General features: G+C 67.9%; 20 protein-coding genes. 16 read left to right on the top strand and 4 right to left on the bottom strand.

What is annotated here, in order from left to right; genetic code table 11:
* Nucleotides 1–62 precede the first annotated feature (62 nt).
* The 6 genes from FHP25_RS08110 to FHP25_RS08085 all read left to right on the top strand — a co-directional run bounded on the left by FHP25_RS08110 (nt 63) and on the right by FHP25_RS08085 (nt 6,778).
* A complete protein-coding gene (locus FHP25_RS08110; protein WP_147846419.1) occupies nt 63–1,691 on the top strand; it encodes an ABC transporter substrate-binding protein in 1,629 nt (542 codons plus the stop codon).
* Nucleotides 1,692–1,792: 101 nt separating this feature from the next.
* Nucleotides 1,793–2,809, top strand: coding sequence for an ABC transporter permease (locus FHP25_RS08105; RefSeq protein ID WP_147846418.1), 1,017 nt, complete (start codon nt 1,793–1,795; stop codon nt 2,807–2,809).
* A complete protein-coding gene (locus FHP25_RS08100; RefSeq protein ID WP_231712243.1) occupies nt 2,809–3,699 on the top strand; it encodes an ABC transporter permease in 891 nt (296 codons plus the stop codon). Before FHP25_RS08105 ends, FHP25_RS08100 begins: the two co-directional genes overlap by 1 nt.
* Nucleotides 3,699–4,676, top strand: a complete 978-nt coding sequence (locus FHP25_RS08095) for an ABC transporter ATP-binding protein (RefSeq protein WP_147846417.1) — start codon at nt 3,699–3,701, stop codon at nt 4,674–4,676. Before FHP25_RS08100 ends, FHP25_RS08095 begins: the two co-directional genes overlap by 1 nt.
* Entirely contained in the window at nt 4,660–5,643 is a 984-nt protein-coding gene (locus FHP25_RS08090; RefSeq protein WP_231712242.1) for an ABC transporter ATP-binding protein, read from the top strand. The genes FHP25_RS08095 and FHP25_RS08090 overlap by 17 nt, the downstream gene beginning before the upstream one ends.
* Nucleotides 5,644–5,854: 211 nt before the next feature.
* Nucleotides 5,855–6,778 carry a pirin family protein gene (locus tag FHP25_RS08085; RefSeq protein WP_147846415.1) on the top strand — a complete coding sequence of 308 codons (924 nt, stop codon included), beginning with the start codon at nt 5,855–5,857 and terminating at the stop codon, nt 6,776–6,778.
* Nucleotides 6,779–6,799: 21 nt separating this feature from the next.
* Here the strand turns inward: FHP25_RS08085 and FHP25_RS08080 are convergent, their stop codons facing one another.
* Nucleotides 6,800–7,717, bottom strand: a complete 918-nt coding sequence (locus FHP25_RS08080) for a LysR family transcriptional regulator (protein ID WP_147846414.1) — start codon at nt 7,715–7,717, stop codon at nt 6,800–6,802.
* A gap of 106 nt (nt 7,718–7,823) precedes the next feature.
* Between FHP25_RS08080 and FHP25_RS08075 the strand changes: the two genes are divergently transcribed.
* The 3 genes from FHP25_RS08075 to FHP25_RS08065 all read left to right on the top strand — a co-directional run bounded on the left by FHP25_RS08075 (nt 7,824) and on the right by FHP25_RS08065 (nt 10,318).
* Nucleotides 7,824–8,702: a pirin family protein gene (locus FHP25_RS08075; protein ID WP_147846413.1), complete on the top strand. Its 879-nt coding sequence runs from the start codon at nt 7,824–7,826 to the stop codon at nt 8,700–8,702.
* A gap of 146 nt (nt 8,703–8,848) precedes the next feature.
* The gene (locus FHP25_RS08070; protein ID WP_147846412.1) at nt 8,849–9,433 is read left to right on the top strand and encodes a DUF1330 domain-containing protein; all 585 of its coding nucleotides are present in this window, start codon (nt 8,849–8,851) and stop codon (nt 9,431–9,433) included.
* 30 nt (nt 9,434–9,463) lie between these two features.
* Nucleotides 9,464–10,318 (top strand): SMP-30/gluconolactonase/LRE family protein, encoded by an 855-nt coding sequence (locus tag FHP25_RS08065; RefSeq protein WP_147846411.1) that lies wholly within the window; start codon nt 9,464–9,466, stop codon nt 10,316–10,318.
* Between the two features lie 37 nt (nt 10,319–10,355).
* On the opposite strand, the gene FHP25_RS08060 is transcribed toward FHP25_RS08065, so the two are convergent.
* On the bottom strand, nt 10,356–11,336 hold the full coding sequence (locus FHP25_RS08060; RefSeq protein ID WP_147846410.1) for a LysR family transcriptional regulator: 981 nt from the start codon (nt 11,334–11,336) through the stop codon (nt 10,356–10,358).
* Between FHP25_RS08060 and FHP25_RS08055 the strand changes: the two genes are divergently transcribed.
* The 6 genes from FHP25_RS08055 to FHP25_RS08030 are packed head-to-tail and all read left to right on the top strand — an operon-like array spanning nt 11,337 to nt 16,920.
* Entirely contained in the window at nt 11,337–12,740 is a 1,404-nt protein-coding gene (locus tag FHP25_RS08055; RefSeq protein WP_147846409.1) for an amidohydrolase family protein, read from the top strand.
* 52 nt (nt 12,741–12,792) lie between these two features.
* On the top strand, nt 12,793–13,203 hold the full coding sequence (locus FHP25_RS08050; protein WP_147846408.1) for a cupin domain-containing protein: 411 nt from the start codon (nt 12,793–12,795) through the stop codon (nt 13,201–13,203).
* A gap of 29 nt (nt 13,204–13,232) precedes the next feature.
* A complete protein-coding gene (locus FHP25_RS08045) occupies nt 13,233–14,291 on the top strand; it encodes a mandelate racemase/muconate lactonizing enzyme family protein (protein ID WP_178133376.1) in 1,059 nt (352 codons plus the stop codon).
* A 7-nt stretch (nt 14,292–14,298) separates the two neighbouring features.
* A complete protein-coding gene (locus FHP25_RS08040; RefSeq protein ID WP_147846406.1) occupies nt 14,299–15,285 on the top strand; it encodes a ketopantoate reductase family protein in 987 nt (328 codons plus the stop codon).
* A 19-nt stretch (nt 15,286–15,304) separates the two neighbouring features.
* On the top strand, nt 15,305–15,640 hold the full coding sequence (locus FHP25_RS08035) for a putative quinol monooxygenase (RefSeq protein WP_147846405.1): 336 nt from the start codon (nt 15,305–15,307) through the stop codon (nt 15,638–15,640).
* A 53-nt stretch (nt 15,641–15,693) separates the two neighbouring features.
* Nucleotides 15,694–16,920: an ABC transporter substrate-binding protein gene (locus tag FHP25_RS08030; protein ID WP_218578259.1), complete on the top strand. Its 1,227-nt coding sequence runs from the start codon at nt 15,694–15,696 to the stop codon at nt 16,918–16,920.
* Between the two features lie 46 nt (nt 16,921–16,966).
* On the opposite strand, the gene FHP25_RS08025 is transcribed toward FHP25_RS08030, so the two are convergent.
* Nucleotides 16,967–17,731, bottom strand: coding sequence for an alpha/beta fold hydrolase (locus tag FHP25_RS08025; RefSeq protein ID WP_147846404.1), 765 nt, complete (start codon nt 17,729–17,731; stop codon nt 16,967–16,969).
* Between the two features lie 79 nt (nt 17,732–17,810).
* Between FHP25_RS08025 and FHP25_RS08020 the strand changes: the two genes are divergently transcribed.
* Nucleotides 17,811–18,836, top strand: a complete 1,026-nt coding sequence (locus FHP25_RS08020; RefSeq protein ID WP_218578258.1) for a hypothetical protein — start codon at nt 17,811–17,813, stop codon at nt 18,834–18,836.
* Here FHP25_RS08020 and FHP25_RS08015 read toward each other — a convergent pair.
* Nucleotides 18,787–19,215, bottom strand: coding sequence for an NUDIX hydrolase (locus FHP25_RS08015; protein ID WP_147846403.1), 429 nt, complete (start codon nt 19,213–19,215; stop codon nt 18,787–18,789). The two genes, FHP25_RS08020 and FHP25_RS08015, sit on opposite strands and share 50 nt — an antisense overlap.
* Nucleotides 19,216–19,231 lie beyond the last annotated feature (16 nt).

Genomic DNA, 19,231 nt, shown 5'->3' with positions numbered 1-19,231 from the left:
GAACGGCAGTTCCGGCGCGCTCGGTGACGGGCCGCCATCACAGGGCGATAAAGGGGAGCGCGATGGTCGACGATCTGAGGCGAAGGGACGTATTCAAGCTGGCGGGCGGCGCGACCTCGCTGGCGCTGGCGGGCACCGCCTTCACGCAGCGCGCTGCGGCGCAGGATGTGCGCACGCTCACCATCGCGTGGGACACCGATATCGACACGCTGGACCCTGCGGCGTTCAAGTCGATCGGCGCCTACGTGGTCCAGGCCAATGTCTATGACAGCCCGCTGATGTGGAAGGTGCAGCCCGAGCAAGGCAAGCCCGGCCTGTTCCGCTCGCGGCCTGGCGAGTTCGATCCCAGCGCCGCCCAGGCATGGTCGTTCGAGAAGGACGGCGCCACGGTGGTGCTCAAGATCCGCGACGGCCTCACCCTGCCGAGCGGCAAGCCCGTCACCGCCCATACCGTCAAATACGCCTTCGACCGCGGCCTGCAGTCGCCTGGCTACATCCGGCTGCTGTTCCCGGTCCTGCTCGGCGTCACGAAGCCCGAGCAGATCGTCGTGCGCGACGACAAGACCCTGGCGATCGAGATGCCGGCTCCCAGCCCCATGGCGCTCGACGTGCTGGCGCTGTCGAACAACGCCATCCTCGACCCCGACGAGGTGAAGGCACATGCGAGCGAAAAGGATCCGTGGGCGACGGACTGGCTGAAGCGCAACGTCGCCGGCGTCGGCCCCTATCGCCTGGTGAAGAACGAGCCGGGTGTCGAGGTCGTGCTGGAGGCAGCCAAGAACTATTGGCGGCCGCAGCCGTTCTTTCAGCGGCTGGTGTTCAAGTTCGTGCCCAGCGAGGCCGACCGCGTGCTGCTGCTCAAGCGCCGCGCGGTCGATATCGTGACCGGCCGTCCCGGCTTGTCACCGCGCAACGTGAAGAGCCTCGAAGGCGAGGCCGGCCTGAAGATCTTCAGCGTGCCGGACACGACCTGCCATTGGCTCAGCATGAACACCAAGAAGGCGCCGTTCGACAACGTCAAGGTGCGGCAGGCGATCAACTACGCCATTCCGATCAACGCCATCATCCCCAGCGTGCTGTTCGGCTACGGCACGCAGATGAAGAGCCCCGTGCCGAGCCTGACGCCGGGCTACGACGACAAGCTTTCGCCCTACAAGCACGATATCGCCAAGGCCAAGGCCCTGATGAGCGAAGCCGGGGTCGGGCCGCTGCCGATCACGATCGAGCTGGCCGTGCGCGTGGGCTGGCAGCCGCACGAGCAGGCGGCAGTGTGGATCCAGCGCGAGCTGGAGCAGATCGGCTTCAAGGTGAACATCGTCAAGGAGACGGACGCGACCTTCCGGCAGGTCGCATCGAAAGGCGGCCACCAGCTCTCGATCGAGACGTGGCAGTCGTGGATCAACGATCCGTTCTACCACCTCCATTTCAACTTCCACAGCAAGTCGGTCACCACGAACACGGCGTTCTACGCCAATCCCGAGCTCGACAAGCTGATCGAGGAGAACATGCGCAGCCCCCACGGCTCCAGCCGCCTGGCCGCCGCCCGGCGGGCGCAGCAGATCCTGATCGACGATGCCGTCTGGGGCTTTCTGTGGTACGACAGCTGGACACGCGTGATGCGCGCCGATCTGGTTGGCGTCGAAAAGCGCTGGGACACGTTCGAGCGCTACTACGGCATGAAGCTTGCCTGAGCGGCGACGCTCATATGAAAGATTGCGTCCGGGATCCGGCTCGATCCGTGCATCCCGGACTTTCTGCTCTTGAGATGCATGCAGAGTGAGGCCGAAGCACGATGGCGCTAGCGCTCTATGTCCTGCGCAGGCTGATGTCCGTCATTCCCACGCTTTTCGGCGTCACGCTGATCAGCTTCTTCCTCACCTACATGCTCCCAGGCAATCCGGCGCAGGTGAAGGCCGGTCCGCTGGCGACACCCGAGTATCTGGCCGAGGTCGAGCGGCAGATGGGCCTCGACCAGCCGATGTGGGTCCAGTACGGCCGCTATGTCGGCGGCCTGTTCCGCGGCGATCTCGGCGAAAGCGCCGCAACCGGGCGGCCGGTGCTCCAGGACTTCACCCAGCGCCTGCCGGCGACGCTGGAGCTGACGCTGGCCAGCCTCATCCTCGCCATTCTGATCGGCGTGCCGCTGGGCGTCCTCTCGGCCGTGCATCGTGACACCGCCATCGACCATGTCGGACGCATCGTCGGCGTCGCCGGCGTCGCGATGCCCACCTTCTGGACCGGCCTGCTGTTCATCTACGTGCTCTTCTATCTGATCGGCATCGCGCCTGCCCCGCTGGGACGGCTGGCCTCGGGCCTGACGCCGCCCACCGCGATCACCGGCCTTTACGTCGTGGATTCGCTGCTGACCGGGAACTGGCGCACGCTGTGGTCGAGCCTGGGTCAGCTGGCGTTGCCGGCGGCCACGCTGGCGTTCAGCGTCATGGCGCCGGTGGCGCGCATGGTGCGCGCCACCATGCTGGAAATCCTGCAGTCGGACTACATCACGGCGGCCTGGGCGGCAGGGCTGCCGCGCCGGCGCGTGATCTATGGCGACGCCTTGCGCAACGCGCTGATCCCCGTCGTCACCACGCTGGGTGTCGTGTTCGGCTTCCTGATGGCGGGCAACGCGGTGGTCGAGACCGTGTTCGCCTGGCCCGGCATCGGCAATTACGCCGTCACCGCCCTGATGACCAAGGATTCGGGCCCGATCCAGTCGTTCGTGCTGTTCGTCGCGGTGATGTATGTGATCGTCAACCTGATCGTCGACCTGCTCTATGCGGTCGTCGACCCCCGCACCCGGCTGAGCTGATGACCGACGCGGCAACCGCACTCCCCCTGCCGGCGCAGCGCCGCGGGCCCCTGGCCGCGATGTGGCGGCGCTTGCGGCGCAACCCTGTGACACTGGGCGCGCTGGGCGTGATCGTCGTCCTGACCGTTGTCGCCGTGCTGGCACCGGTCGTGGCGCCGTTCGACCCCGAGGCGACCGATCCTGCGATCGCGCTGTCGGCCCCGACCTGGCAGAATCTGCTGGGCACCGACGTCTATGGCCGCGACCAGCTTTCGCGCCTGATCCACGCCGCACGTCTGGACCTCATCATACCGTTCGCGTCGACCGCCGCCGCTCTGGTGATCGGCGCCCTGATCGGCGCGCTGTCGGGATACCGCGGCGGCTGGGTCGACCAGGTCATCATGCGCATGGTCGAGGCCGTGCTGGCGTTTCCCGCCTTCGTGCTCGCGATGGGCTTGACGGCGGCGCTGGGCAACAGCATCGGCAACATCATCCTGACCCTCGCCATCACGCAGGTCCCGATCTACATCCGCCTCATCCGTGGCGAGATGCTGCGCGTGCGCGAGATGGAGTACGCCGAGGCGGCGCGCACCGTCGGCAATCCGTCCTGGCGCATCGTCGTGGTGCACCTGCTGCCCAACTGCATCCCACCCCTGATCGTGCAGGCGACGCTCGCCATGGGGTTCGCGCTGCTCACCATGGCGGCGCTGTCGTTCCTCGGCCTGGGAATCCGCCCACCCGACGCCGAGTGGGGCGAGATGACCGCCGAGGGTGCGAGCCACATGGTGACCGGCGAGTGGTGGCTGTTCGTGTTTCCAGGCCTTGTCATCATGGCCACGGTTCTTGCCTTCAACCTGATCGGCGACGGCCTGCGTGACCTGCTGGATCCGCGCATGCGGGGAGTCCGGTGATGAGCTTGCTGGAGGTCAGCGGACTCACCGTGCATTTCGCCACCGACGACGGCCCTGTCGAGGCCGTGCACGGCCTCGACCTGTCGGTGGGCGCCGGTGAGATCCTGGGGCTTGTGGGCGAATCGGGTTCCGGCAAGTCGGTGACCGGCTTCTCCATCCTGCGCCTGATCCGTCCGCCCGGACGGATCGTGCGCGGGTCCGTCCGGCTCGACGGGCGCGACCTTCTGACCCTGCCCGAGGAGGAGATGCGGCGCATCCGCGGCGCCCGCATCGCGCTCGTGCCGCAAAGTCCGCGCACGGCGCTCAACCCGGTGATCACGATCGGCACTCAGATTGCACGCCTGTTCGAGCTGCACGGCGACCTCTCCCGCCGCGCCGCCTGGAACCGCGGCATCGAGGCCCTCGACCAGGTCGGCGTGCCCGATGCCGCACGCCGCATGGGGCAATACGCACACCAGCTGTCCGGCGGCACCTGCCAGCGCGTGATGATCGCAATGGCCCTGGCCAGCTCGCCGCAGCTGCTGATCGCCGACGAGCCGACGACCGGCCTCGACGTCTCGATCGCCGCCCGCATCCTGGGCTTGCTGCGCGAGCTGGGCACCAGGACGGGCGCGGCCATCATCCTCATCACGCACGACCTCGGCGTCGTCGCCGAGACCTGCCATCGCGTCGCGGTGATGCATGCCGGCCAGCTGGTCGAGACCGGCACGGTGCGGGCGCTGTTCCGTCAGCCATTGCATCCCTATACACGCGCTCTGGTGCGCTCGATTCCGCGCATCGACCGCGAGGTGGCGTTGGAGCCGATCCCTGGTGCGGTGCCGTCGCTGCTGCATGCCTCGCCAGGCTGCCGATACATGGCGCGATGCCCGCATGCGCTGGAGGTGTGCCGCAAGAACAAGCCGTCGCTGGACGTGGTCGAGGCCGATCACCGCGTCGCATGTCACGCCCTGGAGGCGAATCGTGCCGCCGTTGCTTAAGGTCGAAGGCCTTTCAAAGAGCTTTCCGATGCGCGGGCTTGGCCCGATGCTCGACCGCATGCGCGGCCGGCGCACCGACGTGCGCGCCGTCGACGGCGTGTCGTTCGACATCGCGCCGGGTGAGACCCTGGGGCTGGTCGGCGAGTCCGGCTGCGGCAAATCCACGGTGGCACGCTGCCTGCTGCGCCTGGTCGAGCCGACATCAGGCTCGGTGCGGCTCGACGATACCGAGGTGACGCGGCTGAACGGATCAGCTCTGCAACGCCTGCGCCACGGCATGCAGATGGTCTTCCAGGACCCGACCGCGGCGCTCAACCCGCGCCTGTCGGTGCGCCGGATGGTCGAGGAGCCGCTGCGCCTGCACACCACGCTCGGGCCGAGCGAGCGGCGCGCGCGCGTCGATGACGTGCTGGTCGCGGTCGGCCTGGGGCCCGACTTTGCGGCGCGCTACGCGCACGAACTCTCGGGCGGCCAGAAGCAGCGTGTCAACATCGCACGCGCCATCGTCACCGATCCACGCTTCGTCGTTCTCGACGAGCCGACCTCGGCGCTCGACGTATCGCTGCGCTCGCGCATCATCCTGCTGCTCGAAGCGCTGCGCGAAAATCGTGGGCTCTCGTATCTGTTCATCTCGCACGATATCGCCACGGTGAAGTACCTCGCGCATCGCGTCGCGGTGATGTACCTGGGCGCCATCGTCGAGCAGGCCGAGACCCGGGAGCTGTTCGCCAATCCGCTGCACCCCTATACGCGCGCCCTGCTCTCGGCCGTGCCGATCCCCGATCCCGATGCGCGGCGCGAGCGGTTTGCGCTGGCGGGTGAGGTGCCCAGCCCGGTCGACATCCCCGCAGGATGCCGCCTGCGCGGGCGCTGCCCACTGGCGCAGCCGATCTGCGCCCAGCCGGTCCCCCTGCGCGAGGCGGCACCCGGCCACTGGGTCGCCTGCCACCTCGTGGGTAAGGGCTAAAAAATTTCTTTTGGACCGCGCGCGTCCACGCGCGCATCGGCGCGTCAGCGCCGACAAGGTTTCGCTCTCCGCTTCGCTGCGAGCGAGTGCGCGCGTGGACGCGCGCGGTCCAAAAAGGTTTGCCGGGGCAGAACCCGGTGTTGACGGTAGAACGGCTTAACTTCGACGCGTGCCAGGCCTATGGTTCGTCTTCCCCACAACGGAGATCGCCATGAGCTGGGTTCCCTGCGACACGCCCCGCACGGACGACACCGTGCAATGCAACTCGGTCGAGACGGTCATCGTCCCGCGCGCGCGGGACCTTGGCGGCTTCGAGGTCCGTCGTGTCCTGCCTTCGGTGCAGCGCCGCATGGTCGGGTCGTTCGTCTTCCTCGACCAGATGGGCCCCACCCGGTTCGACGCCGGCACCGGCATCGACGTGCGGCCGCACCCGCATATCGGCCTGGCGACCGTCACCTATCTGCTGAAAGGCACGATCATCCACCGCGACAGCCTGGGCAGCCTGCAGCTGATCACGCCGGGCGACGTGAACTGGATGACGGCCGGCAGCGGCATTGTCCATTCCGAACGGTCCGACCAGGACCTGCGCAAGGCGCCTCAGGACCTGTACGGCCTGCAGCTCTGGGTCGCCCTGCCCGAGCGGCATGAGGAGACCGCGCCCGCCTTCAAGCACTACGGCGCCGCAGGCCTGCCGCAGATCGCGGGCGACGGCGCCACCGTGCGGCTCGTCGCAGGCACGGCCTTCGGCAAGACGTCGCCCGTCGAAACCTTGTCCGACCTCTTCTTCGCCGATGTCGCGCTCACGGCCAACGCGCGACTGGCGCTCGACGCGGCTTACGAGGAACGCGCTGCCTACCTCCTGGAAGGCACGGTCGAGATCGACGGCACCACGTTCGAGCCGGGACGGTTGCTGGTCCTCACCCCCAACCGACAGATCGTCGTGGCCGCCCGCACGGCAGCGCGTCTGGTCGTGCTGGGAGGTGAACCGATGGACGGCCCACGCCACATCTGGTGGAACTTCGTTTCCAGCCGCCGCGAGCGCATCGAGCAGGCCAAGGCCGACTGGTCGCGCAACCGGTTCGACATGGTGGTGCCGGGCGAGACCGAGTTCATTCCGCTGCCCGACGGGCCGTGACGCCGCATCACGCAGCTTGGATCAATCGCGCTCCCAGGGCGGCGTGGGCCGGAACGCCTTGGCGAGATGGTCGACGAAGCCCCTGACCTTGGCCGGAACGTGACGGGTTGGCGGATAGACCGCATGGATGGCGTAGGGCGGCGGCGTCTCGCCGGGCAGCGCGGCCACCAGCCGGCCTTCACGCAATGGCGCGGCGGCCAGGAACATCGGCAGCACCGCCAGCCCCAGGCCGGCGATCGCGGCATCGCGCATGGCTTCGCCGTTGTTGGCGACGATGCGGCTGCGCAGCATCACCGCTGCCGGCTTGCCTCCCGGCCGGCGCGCTTGGAACTGCCAGAGCTGACTGGTGTGCACGTTGGCGTAGTCGATGCAATCATGCGACGACAGGGCCGCAATGCTCTCGGGAAGGCCCTTGTCTCGGGCATAGCCGGGGCTGCAGCACACGACACGGCGGACCGTGCACAGCTTGCGCGCGACCAGGCTCGAATCCTTGAGGATGCCGATGCGGATGCCGACGTCGTAGCCATTGCGCACCAGTTCGACCATACGGTCATCGTAGTCCAGCGCCAGCTCCAGGCCGGGATGCGCCTTGGCGAAGTCGAAGATCATCGGCCCGAGATACATCGTGCCGAACGTCATCGGCGCCGTGACGCGCAACCGGCCCTGCAGCGCCTCGGTGCGGCTGCCGATCCGCTCGGCGGCCTCGTTGATCGCCTGCACCAGCGGCCGGATGTGCTCATAGAACGCCGTGCCGTTGTCGCTGGGCCGCAGATGCCGGCTGGAGCGCTGGAACAGGTCGACACCCAGCGCCGCCTCGAGGTCGGCAATGCGCTTGCTGATCACCGATTTCGACACGTTCAGCCGGCTCGCGGCAGCCGTCACGCCGCCGGCTTCAACCACCTCCAGGAAGGTGAGGACATCGTCAAAACGCCACTTCATCGTTCGATCCTAGCGAACACCGCCTTCGCGTGGAACGCATTCCATGCTCTGCTGCCGATACCCACATGAGGCCCATGCCAAGAACCCTCCGACCCAGGAGAGAGCCATGACCACAGCCACCCGTCGTGCCGCCACCGCCGGCACCACCACCCGTCGCGTCGAGCGCAGCTACGACGGCATGCCGACCAGCGAGGGCGCCGGCGTGCGGCTCACCCGCCTGATCGGCCGCCCCGGTCTGCCGGACCTCGATCCGTTCCTGATGCTGGACGAGTTCCGCTCCGATACCGCGTCGGACTACCTGGCCGGCTTCCCGGATCACCCGCATCGCGGCTTCGAAACGGTCACCTACATGCTGGCCGGGCGGATGCGCCACGGCGACAACCAGGGCAACAGCGGCCTGCTGCGGCCCGGCAGCGTGCAATGGATGACCGCCGGACGCGGCATCGTGCACTCCGAGATGCCCGAGCAGGAGGACGGCCTGATGTGGGGCTTCCAGCTTTGGGTCAACCTGCCGGCGGCCGACAAGATGACGGCGCCGCGCTACCAGAACATCGAGCCGGAAGACATCCCCGTGCTTGAGCTGGCGGACGGGGTGCGCGTCAAGGTCATCGCCGGGCGCGTGGGTGATGTCGAGGGCGCCGTGCGGGCGGTCGCGACCGACCCGACCTACCTCGACGTGAGCCTGCCCGCCGGCACCACGTTCAGCCACGCGGTGCCGACGGACTACGCCGCCTTCGTCTACCCGTTCGAGGGATCGATCCGAATCGGCGGCGGCGCCGACGGCGACAGCCTGCGGCGCGGCGAGCTGGGCGTGTTGGACGCAGGCGACACCATCACGCTGCACGCTGACGGCGGGCCGGCACGGGCCCTGCTCGTCGCCGGACGGTCGCTGCGCGAGCCGATCGCCAAGTACGGCCCGTTCGTGATGAACACCGAGGCCCAGCTCATCCAGGCCGTCCAGGACTACAACGCCGGACGGTTCTGAGGACAAGGATCGGCGGGCGGCGCCACAGCCGCCCGCCGCATCTCCCGGCCGGGTCATCCGGCGCGGCGCATGATCGCCGGTCCCCCTTTTCGCTCTCCCGCGATTCGCGCTATCCAGCCTGTCGTTCGCAATCGACAGGAGCCGTCATGCCTGCCCATCTGCTGGTCGAGGTCGAGACTCACAACCAGGAGCTCATGACCGAGTACCGCAAGCACACGCCCGGCCTCGTCGGCCAGTTCGGCGGCCGCTTCACCGTGCGCGGCGGTGCCACCGAGACCGTCGAGGGCGATTGGCAGCCGCAGCGCATCGTGTTCATCGAGTTCCCGGATATGGCGGCGTTGAAGGCGTTCTACGCCGCACCGGCATACCAGCCCGTGCTGCAGATGCGCCTGGACGCCGGCCGCTCGCGGGCGGTGGCGGTCGAGGGCGAGGCTTGCGCGCCGTCACACGCATTCCTGATGGTGGATTTCGCCGTGACCGATCCGGCCACGCTGGCGACCTATTTCCGGCAGGTGCAGCCCCTGGTGAGCGCGCAAGGCGGCCGCCTGGTGGTGCGATCCGACAAGACCGAGGCGATCGAGGCCGGCTGGCAGCCCGAGCGGCTGACCGTGGTCGGCTTTCCCGACATGGCCGCTTTGCGCGCCTGCTACTTCAGCGATGCCTATCAGGCACTGCGTAATCTACGCCTGTCAGCCACCCGCTCGCGCGCCATCCTGGTCGAGGGGGTGTAAGGCCACGACGCATAGAGCGAGGGACACATCATGCAGGCATTGGCGAGCGGCTACGGACTGATCGAAGGGCCAGTGTGGGATCCGGCCACAGGACTGTATTTCAGCGACGTGCCCAATGGCGGGGTCTACCTGCTCGACCGCGCCGACAAGGTCTCCCTCGCGGTTCCCAAGCGGCGCGGCATCGGCGGCATGGCCTTGCATGCAGCCGGCGGCCTGGTGGTGGGCGGCCGCGACATCGCCCATGTCGGCCTGGGGAACGGCGGCGAGACCCGCACGCTGCTCACCAAGGATGTCACGCCCGTTGCCATCGGCTTCAACGACCTGACCACCGATCAGGCCGGCCGCATCTATGTCGGATCGCTCGCCTTCCGCGTCTTCGGCGGCGATGAGCCGCGGCCAGGGCACCTGCATGTCATCGACCTCGACGGCACGGCGCGCACGATCTCCGACGGGATCATGCTGACCAACGGCCTTGGCTTCTCGCCCGACGGCAAGCGCCTCTACCACTCCGATGCGCGCGGCGGGCTGGTGCGGGTCTATGATGTCAACGACGACGGCTCGGTCGGGCCCTGGCGCCGCTTCGTGACCCTGGGCGAGAATGGTGTCGCCGACGGACTGAAGGTCGCCAGCGACGGCTCGGTCTGGGTCGCAGACGCGCATGGCGGCCGGGTCGCGGTGTTCAACGCCGACGGCAGCCATCGCACGGATGTCGCCGTGCCCCTGCCCATGGTCACCAGCCTGTGCTTCGGCGGCGACGACATGCGCGACCTCTATGTCGTGACCGGCTCGCGCGGCGGCCCGCATGAGAACTGCGGCACCGTGTTCCGCAGCCGTGTCGATGTGCCCGGCCTGCCGCTCGCGCCAGCCCGGGTGGCCCTGGGCTGATCACGCATCGCCCCCTCGGCCCTGAATCACGTGCCCGTCAGCGGGCCGGCCGACGGCGCCGTGTTGTGTTGCGTTTCAGCAGCGTGTCGGGAGGCAGCCTGGGCGCCGCCTCCCGCGGCGAGATCGTCGCGCGCAGGTAGCGGGCAAGGAAGCGGGCGAGAAGCTGGACCCGCCGCGGCGGATGCGCGTCGGCGTGGATGACCCAGACACCGAGCCTCGACCCACCGGCGGGAATGCCGTCGAGCTCCGGCAGAACGCGCACGAGCAGCCCGCTGCGTATATCGGCGCCGGGCAGCGGCCCGCCAAGATGGGCAATCCCCAGCCCTTCGATCGCCATGGTTCGCAGCAGCAGCCAGCTGTTGGTCTCGACGTAGGGCTGCGCCGCAACCGAGGTCACGTCTCCGGTTTTCGAGCGAAGCATCCAAACCCGCTCCGCCGGCGAGCCATGCACCAGGCATTTGTGGCGGTCCAGGTCGGCGGGCGTGCGCGGCGTGCCGTGCCGTTCCAGATAGGCCGGGGCAGCGCAGAGAAAGCGCCGGTAGTCGTACGCGCGTTGCCCGACGAGGTCGTCGCGCGGCGGCAGGCCGGCATGCACGGCGAGATCGCACGCTCCGTCGAGCATGTCGGGGGGATAATCGCAGGTGACGACCGACAGCGTGATCTCCGGGTACGCGGCTGAGAACTGCTTCAGCACGTCCGGCAGGTAGGACGAGGCGATCCAGGCGTCGATCGCCACCCGCACGCACCCTTCCGGCGCCGATCTGAGCGCCGCGATCTGCTCGTGCAGACGCTCCTTCCGGTCGACGGCTTCCCGGGCCCACTGCAGGAACATGCGCCCTGCTTCCGTGAGGGAGAGGCTGCGCGTGGTCCGATTCAGGAGGCGGGTGTTCAGCTCCCTCTCGAGTTGCGACACGCGCCGGCTGGCGAAGGATGCCGAGATGTTCTGCCGCCGAGCAGCGGCCGCGAGGCTGCCCGTCTCGGCAACAGCGATGAACAGCGCTGCAAGCTCCACATCCATTTGCAGCCCTCCTCCGGAGGCATTCGTTCGGATAAGTCAGCAGACCCGTGCAGATTACGAACTTCCGTGGCTATCGGCTACCGCCTATCACCGGCACAGCGACACGGCCGCATGCAGACGGCGTGGAACGAAGACGCCGAAGAAGCCCAGGGACGGACCGCAAGGCAGGTGATCATGACTGCTGCTGACAAAGTGTTTCTCGCCTCCGCCGACGGGCATGTCGGCGCGCCCACCGAAGTCTATCGGAAGTATCTCGAATCCCGGTATTTCACGGCCTTCGACGAATACCTGGCGCATCACAAGTGGCTGTGGTCGCCGGCGCACCCGGAATCGCTGCTCGAGCCGGCGCTGCATGACAGGATGCGCACCACGGCCGGTTTCGACCCGGCCCGCGGCTCGCCGATCGTCTGGGACGCCGCGTTCCGGCTGCAGGAGTACGACCGCGAAGGCATCGTCGCCGAAGTTCTCGTCCCGGACGACCAGAACAGCAATGATCCGCCGTTCGGCTCCGGACTCGCGACCGCCGCCGTGGCCGGCAGCGGCTACGAATCTTATTCGCCGGAATGGCAGCGCATCGGCGCCCGCGCCTACAACCGCTGGCTTGCCGATTTCTGCTCTGCCGATCCGAAGCGGCTGCTGGGCCTGACGATCCTCGGCACGCTCGATGATGTCGACTGGGCCGTCAACGAGATCATCCGTGCCTATGATGCCGGCCTCAGGACAGGAGTCCTGCTGCCACTCGAGTACTACCTCCCCCTATACCATCACCCCCGCTACGATCCGCTCTGGGCGGTTCTGCAGGAGCTCGACCTGAGCGTGGTCTGCCACATTTCCAAGGGCGGACCGCAATGGGTCGGCAGCGAACCCTGGGTGATCTCCCGGATCTGGAGCCTGGAGGCACGCTGGTTTGCCCAGCGCCCGCTGTGGTGCCTGATATTCGGCGGCGTGCTGGAGCGCTTCCCGAAGCTGCGCCTGGTGTTCACCGAGTTCGGCACCCACTGGGTCGCCCCCTTGCTGGACCAGATGGACAAGTACGCGGAGGAGGATCACGCGGTTTTCTCCGATTCGCCGCGCAAGGTGAAGCTGTCAATGACACCTTCGGCGTATTTCCGGCGGCAATGCTTCATCGCCTATTCCGGATTGATCAATCGCCAGGATCTCGAAGGCGACGCCTTTGGCGCCGTTCCGAACCTGCTGTGGGGCGCCGACCTCGGCCATGGCGAAGGTATCTGGCCATCAGGGCTCGACAATCTGCGCACCCTGGTCGGCGGCCTCCCGGAACGGGCCATGCGCGGCTATCTCGGCGAGGACATCCACCGCGCCTTCCCCGTCCGCAAGAGCGAGTTCACCGCCTTGATCGAGCGCATCGCGCCGACAGCCGACCGGTTGGGGCTTGTCGCCTGATCTGAAGGCTTACCGAGAGACGCGCCGGCAACCCGGCCGTCGGAGGAACCCCATGGCTCATATCCCCGGCATGAGTCCGGATTGTCCTGGCGATCCAGGAACGCTGCTGTTCGAGAACGATCGGATCCGCATCTGGGAGCTGATCATGAAGCCCGGCGAGATCTGCAACTGGCATGTCCACGAGCATGACCACCTTCTCGTGGTCGTCGACGGCGCCACGATCGAGGGCCGGCGTGCCGATGGGACGAGCGCGCACCTCGAGATCCCCGACGGCCAGGTGCTCTGCGTCCCCCGCACGGACCAGGCGGAGATGGCGCGCAACGTCTCGCCCGACCGCACCTTGCGCGAGCTGATCATCGATCTGAAGGACCCCTGCGCGGGATCGTTCGCGCGTGACAGCCTGCGCTTCTTCCTGCCCGGAACATCGACCACGACGCGATCCGACACGAAGGGTACGCCATGAAGATCACCAGCGTCGAGGTGCTGACGGCGATGATGCCGCGCGCCGTTCCCCGCGGTTACGAAAACCGGCGTTGGGAGGAGCTTCCGACCATCGTCGCCATTGTCCGCACCGATACCGGCATCGAGGGTATCGGCCATACGATCACGCTGAATCACGAGTTCACCCGCTCGCTGGCAACGATGGTCGGCGAGCTCGGCGAGTCGCTGATCGGCCTCGACCCACGGCGGACCGAGCAGTGCCTTGGAAAGATGCTGTACCCAGCCAACTGGGTCGGGCCGGGCGGCATGCTCAATATCGCGGCGTGCGCCATCGACATCGCGATCTGGGATATCGTCGGCAAGGATCTCGGGCAACCGTTATGGCGCCTGCTGGGCGGCGCCACGGACCGGGTGCGGGTCTACGAAAGCGGCATGCTGATCGGTGTCGACATCGACACCATCCAGCGCGGCGCCGAAGCCGCGCTGAAAGCCGGCTACCGCGCGATGAAGATGCGGCCAGGGCCGGATCGCCACGGCCGGGCCGCTGACGCCGTGGCGCGCGTCCGCGCCGTCCGTGACGTGATCGGCTACGACGTCGATCTCATGTACGACGTGAACCAGACCTGGACTCCCTCGCGCGCGATCCAGGTCGGGCGGGCACTCGAGCCCTTCGAGCTGTTCTGGATCGAGGACCCGACGCTGATGCACGACGTGGTTGGCCAAGCCGCCATCGCCCGGGCGCTTGACGTGCCGGTCTGCGCCGGCGAATACCACTACGACATGCCGCCGCTGCTCAAGCTGCTGGAGGCGCGCGCGGTCGATTACCTGATGGTCGACATGATGCGGATGGGCGGCATCACCCAGTTCCGCAAGGTCGCGGCGATGGCCGAGGCGTTCGGCGTCCCGGTCGCGAGCCATCTGATCCCGGAAGTGTTTTGCCACTGCATCGCGGCGATCCCGAATGGCCTGATCGTCGAAGGGATGCCCTGGACCCAGGGTCTCTTCTGCGGACTGCCGGATCTCGTGGACGGCAAGCTCGTGCTCAGCGAGCGGCCCGGACATGGACTGGAGCTTGATCCTGACGCCGTCCGCAGGCTGCGCGTCTCCTGAGGGCCCGATGCGGTACGTGATCTATGGCGCGGGCGCCATCGGCGGCATCATCGGCGCCCGCCTGCAGCAGCAAGGGCAGCACGTGACCTTTATCGCGCGCGGCGCGACGCTCGATACGTTGCGCCGCGACGGACTGCAACTGCGCACGCCGGAGACCGACCAGATCCTTGCCGTTCAGGCCGTAGGGCACCCGCGCGAAGCCGCGATTACCGCCGACGACGCCGTCGTGCTGGCGGTGAAAAGCCAGGACACCGCCGCCGCGCTGGATGCGCTGGCCGACGCGGCTCCTGCCGACGTGCCGATCTTCTGCGCGCAGAACGGTGTGGCCAACGAAAGCCAGGCGCTGCGGCGCTTCCGCCGGGTCTACGGCATGTATGTCTATATCTTCGGCCTGCACCTCGCACCCGGACTGGTGCATGGCTACACGGCCCCTTGTCACGGGGTGCTCGATGTGGGCGGCTACCCCGACGGCGCCGACAGCCTCGCGTCGTGGGTGGCGAGCGACCTTGCCGGCGCGGGCTTCGACAGTCTGTGCCGCAGCGACGTCATGCGATGGAAGCACGGCAAGCTGCTCGCCAACCTCGCCAACGCCCTGCATGCCGCATGCGGTCCCGGCGCCGATACCAGCGACATCTACGCCACGGCGCGAGCCGAGGGCGAAGCGTGCTACCGGGCCGCCGGCATCGCCTGGGCGTCGGCCGAGGAGCGGGCGCAACGGATGGCGGCGCTGCTGCCTCTGAAGCAGGTCGACGGTGCGCCGTTTCCCGGCGGCTCGTCCTGGCAGAGCCTGGCACGTGGCACCGGCAGCATCGAGGGCGACTGGCTCAACGGGGAGATCACGCTGTTGGGCCGCACCCATGGCGTGCCGACTCCGGTCAATGATTTCCTGCAGCAGCTCGCGCGCCGCATGGCGCGCGAGCGCGTGCAGCCCGGCACCATGACCCCGGACGTGCTGCGCGGGCAGCTTTCGACCGCGGTTGCTATTGGTCACTGATCGGCGAGGAGGAACGACGATGGCGACGCATGGCCATGTTGTGAGATTCGTGGCACGGCCTGGAAAGCGCGATGAGCTGGTCGCGATCCTGAAGCCGATGTTCAACGAGGTGGAGAAGGAGCCGGGGACCCTGCTCTATCTGATGCACCTCTCGGACAACGAACCGGATGTCGTCTGGTTCTACGAGCGCTACCAGGACAAAGCCGCGTTCGAGATTCATCGGACGAGCGCCACACACGACGCGGTGCTGGCAAGCCTGAAGCCCGTGCTGGCCGCACCGCCGGAAATCCATTGGCTATCGCTCGTAGCCGGCAAAGGACTGCCGTCGCCCGCAAGCGGCGGCGCACCAGGATGAGACGGCCGGGCAGATGCTCTGGCCTTGATTCATGAAGAGGGAGGGGAAGCCACATGCGTAGCATGATGGGGCGTCGGTCGTTCGTGGTCGGAACAGGCTTGGCGGCATCGCTGCTGGCGTCGCGCGCCAGCGCCGCGGCCGCGGGTGTGAAGATCGGCCTGCTCTCGGATTTTTCGTCGGTGTATGCCGACTCCAGCGGCAAGGGGTCGCTCGAAGCCATCCGCATGACCGTCGAGGAGTTCGGCGGGCAGCTGCTCGGCCATCCCGTGCAGGTCGTCAGCGCCGATCACATGAACAAGGCCGACATCGGCGCCAGCATCGCCCGGCGCTGGCTCGACCAGGAAGACGTCGATGTCATTGTCGATGTCAACAATTCGGCCGTTTGCCTGGCGGTGAAGGAGCTGGTCGAGCAGAAGCGCCGGCTCGCCCTGTTCGTCGGGGCGGGCAGCTCCGACCTGACCGGCAAGTTCTGCTCACCCAACACCGTGCAGACGCTGTACGACACCAGCGCGCTCGCCCGGTCGACGGTCAAGGCGGTCGACAAGCTCTACGGCCCGAAGAAGTGGTTCTTCCTGACCGGTGATTTCGCCTTCGGCCATGCCTTGGAACGGGATGCGCGCGCGGTCATCGAGGCGACAGGCGGCAAGATCATCGGCCGCGTCGCCGTGCCGCTGGCGACCGCCGATTTTTCTTCGTTCCTGCTGCAGGCCCAGGCGTCCGGCGCCGACCTGATCGGCGTCGCGGTCGCGGGCGCCGACCTGGTCAATGTCGTCAAGCAGGGCGCGGAGTTCGATATCACCAGGCGGCAGCGTTTCGTCGCCTCCGTGGTCACGGAGCACGACATCTATTCCATCGGCCCCAAGGCCGCCGGCGGCATGGTCTTCTCGTCGCCTTTCTATTGGGACCTTGATGATCGCACTCGCGCATGGTCGAAGCGCTTCCAGGCCCGTGCCGGCAAGACTCCGACCATGACACAGGCCGGCAATGCCTCAGCGGTGCTCCACTACCTGAAGGCCGTGCGCGCCGCGGGCACGAAGGAAGCCATGGCCGTCATGAAACAGATGCGGGCCATCCCGGTCGAGGATTTCATGACCCGATCCGCACCGCTGCGCATCGACGGACGGGTCGAGCGCGAGATGCACGTGTTCCAGGCCAAGACAGCCGCGGAATCCACGGGCGGCTGGGACATCTACAAGCACATGGTCACGAATGCCGGCAAGGACGCGGTCCGTCCGCTCGCGGAGGGCAACTGCCCGCTGGTTGCTGCCGCATCCCAGTAGACGCGGCAGCGCACGTGCCAGCGCCGGCCTCCGACGGCGCTGGCCGCTACTCCAGGTAGCCTTCGAGGAAATCGAACACCGCCGCCTTGAACAGCGCGTGCGGGATGGCGGAGAAGTGGTCGCAGCCCGGCAGCACCACGGAACGCGCGCCGGGGATGACCGCGGTCAGACCGTCGGGGCTGCCCGCCAGGCCGTCGCGCGCGCCGACCACCACCAGCACCGGCATGCGCAGGCCTGCCAGCGCCGCCTGGTCGACCGGCGCGCCGGCGCCGCGCGAGCAGGCGGCCAGCGCGAGGCGATCCTCGCGCTGCTCGTCGGCGAAATGCCGGAAGCTGCGCAGCAGCGGATCCTCGATGCTGGCCGGATCGTCTGCTTCCATGGCCGCGGCCATGCGCCCGTCATTCGGGGACGGCTCCAGGAGGCGCCCGCCGACGCCGCCCAGGACCAGGTTGTCGATGCGCTTGGGATGCTCCAGCGCGGTCGCCAAGGCGAGCCGCGCCCCCATCGAGTAGCCCATGAGGTCGACCTGCGCGAGGCCGAGATGGTCCATGAGCGCCACGATGTCGCGCACCATTGCCGCGCGGCCGTAGGCAGCCGGGTCATGCGGCTTGCCGCTTTCGCCGTGGCCGCGGCAATCGAGCGCCACGCCGCGGATGCCCTTGCGCTCCAGCGCATCGTACCAGCCGACGCGACGCCAGCTTTCATAGCGGTTCGATGTGAAGCCATGGACCATCACGACCGTGCGGCCACTGGGCCGCTTGCCGCTGTCGTCATACGCAATGGTGACGCCATCCGATGCGAACTGTGCCATGGTGCTGCCGATCCCTGATGTTCAACAGCAGCAGCCTAACCCGATGACCGTCCCCGCCGCGACAGCTTCCCGACAAGACATGTCGGCTGCGTACCAGACGCTGGCCACCCTCTACAACGCGCTGATGACCGGCATCGTGCTGTCGCTGGTGACCCGGCGCGGCGCCGACACCGCGCGCGAGTTCGTGTTCCGCCATTTCCGCCGGCAGCACCACGAGAAGTTCCTGCCCGGCCTGAAGAAGCTGGGGCTTGACGGCCAGCCGGCCGCGGTCGCCTGCGCGCTCTATCACTACCATTCCAACGCGCTGGGTGGCGTGAAGACCGAGTACTGGCGCGAGACCGACCGCAAGGCCTGGGTGCGCTATCCACCGCCGCGCTGGATCTGGCGCGGCACCGCCGCCTGCGCGGTGCCGCACCCGGTCAACGAAGCCATGCTCCACGGCTGGCATGGCCACAACGGCGTGTCGCTGGGCAATCCGCGCCTGGGATTCGTCTGCACCGGCATGATCACGACCGGCGCACCCGGGCTTGAGGGCTACTACCACGAATATGATCGTCCGCTTGCGCCCGAGGAGCGCGTGCGCTTCGTCACCGACGAGCGCATGCCGCAGGTCGATCTGGCGCAGCAGCCGCGACTGGACACGTCCGCCTGGCCGCAGGAGCGCCTGCGCCGGACATACCGGTCCTACGCCATGGAGTACGTCCGGACCCTGATGCCGACCCTGATGGAGCTTCTCGGCACCGCCGAGGCCGAGGCCGAAATCGGCCGCGCAGCCCGCCTGATCGGCATGCAGCTTCACGAAGAGACCGCTTCGGCCCTGGGCATCGATGCCGATGATGCGCCGGCCTTCGCTCGCTACATGACTGCGTTGCTGGCGGCGCAGGGCGAGGACGTCACATGCGATATCGATGGCCTCCGGGCCACCGTCCGCCAGCGCGGCTGGCGGCTGATGCGCGGCGTCGGCTTCGCCCGGGAGGAGCACGTGCCGGCCGCCCTGCGGGCATGGAATGAGCTATGGATCGGTGCCGCCCTGGCGCACGACCGGTTCATGCCGGTCACGCTGGCGGGCGATCCGGGCGGTGAGGTGACGTGGACGATCGGCTGATGGCCCGGCGATAGCCCGCGTCCAGGGCCAGGCCATCGAGCTCCACCGCCCGGAAGAAGCGCAGCTCGCGGTGCTCGGCGCTGACCGATGGCGACGGCGCCCCCACGAGCCGGCAGCCATAGGCGGCGATCCAGACGAAACGGCCGGGCAGCACCTCGTAGGGCCATTGTTCCAGCAAGGCGCCCACGTCGACCGACAGATCCGCCTCTTCGCGGATCTCGCGGACGAGGGCTTCCGGCCACGTCTCGCCGATCTCGGGACGGCCGCCTGGCAGCTCCCATTCGTCACGGTCGTTGCGCAGCAGCAGCACACGGCCCTCGACCAGCAGCACGCCCTTGACGGAAACGGGATGCCCGTTGCAGTGCGTTCCTGCCGACATGGTGGCGCTCCAAGGT

The sequence above is a fragment of the Vineibacter terrae genome, from assembly GCF_008039615.1.
GTDB lineage: Bacteria > Pseudomonadota > Alphaproteobacteria > Reyranellales > Reyranellaceae > Vineibacter > Vineibacter terrae.
The sequence above is the reverse complement of the archived record's forward strand: the minus strand, read 5'-3'. Positions and strand labels throughout refer to the sequence as shown.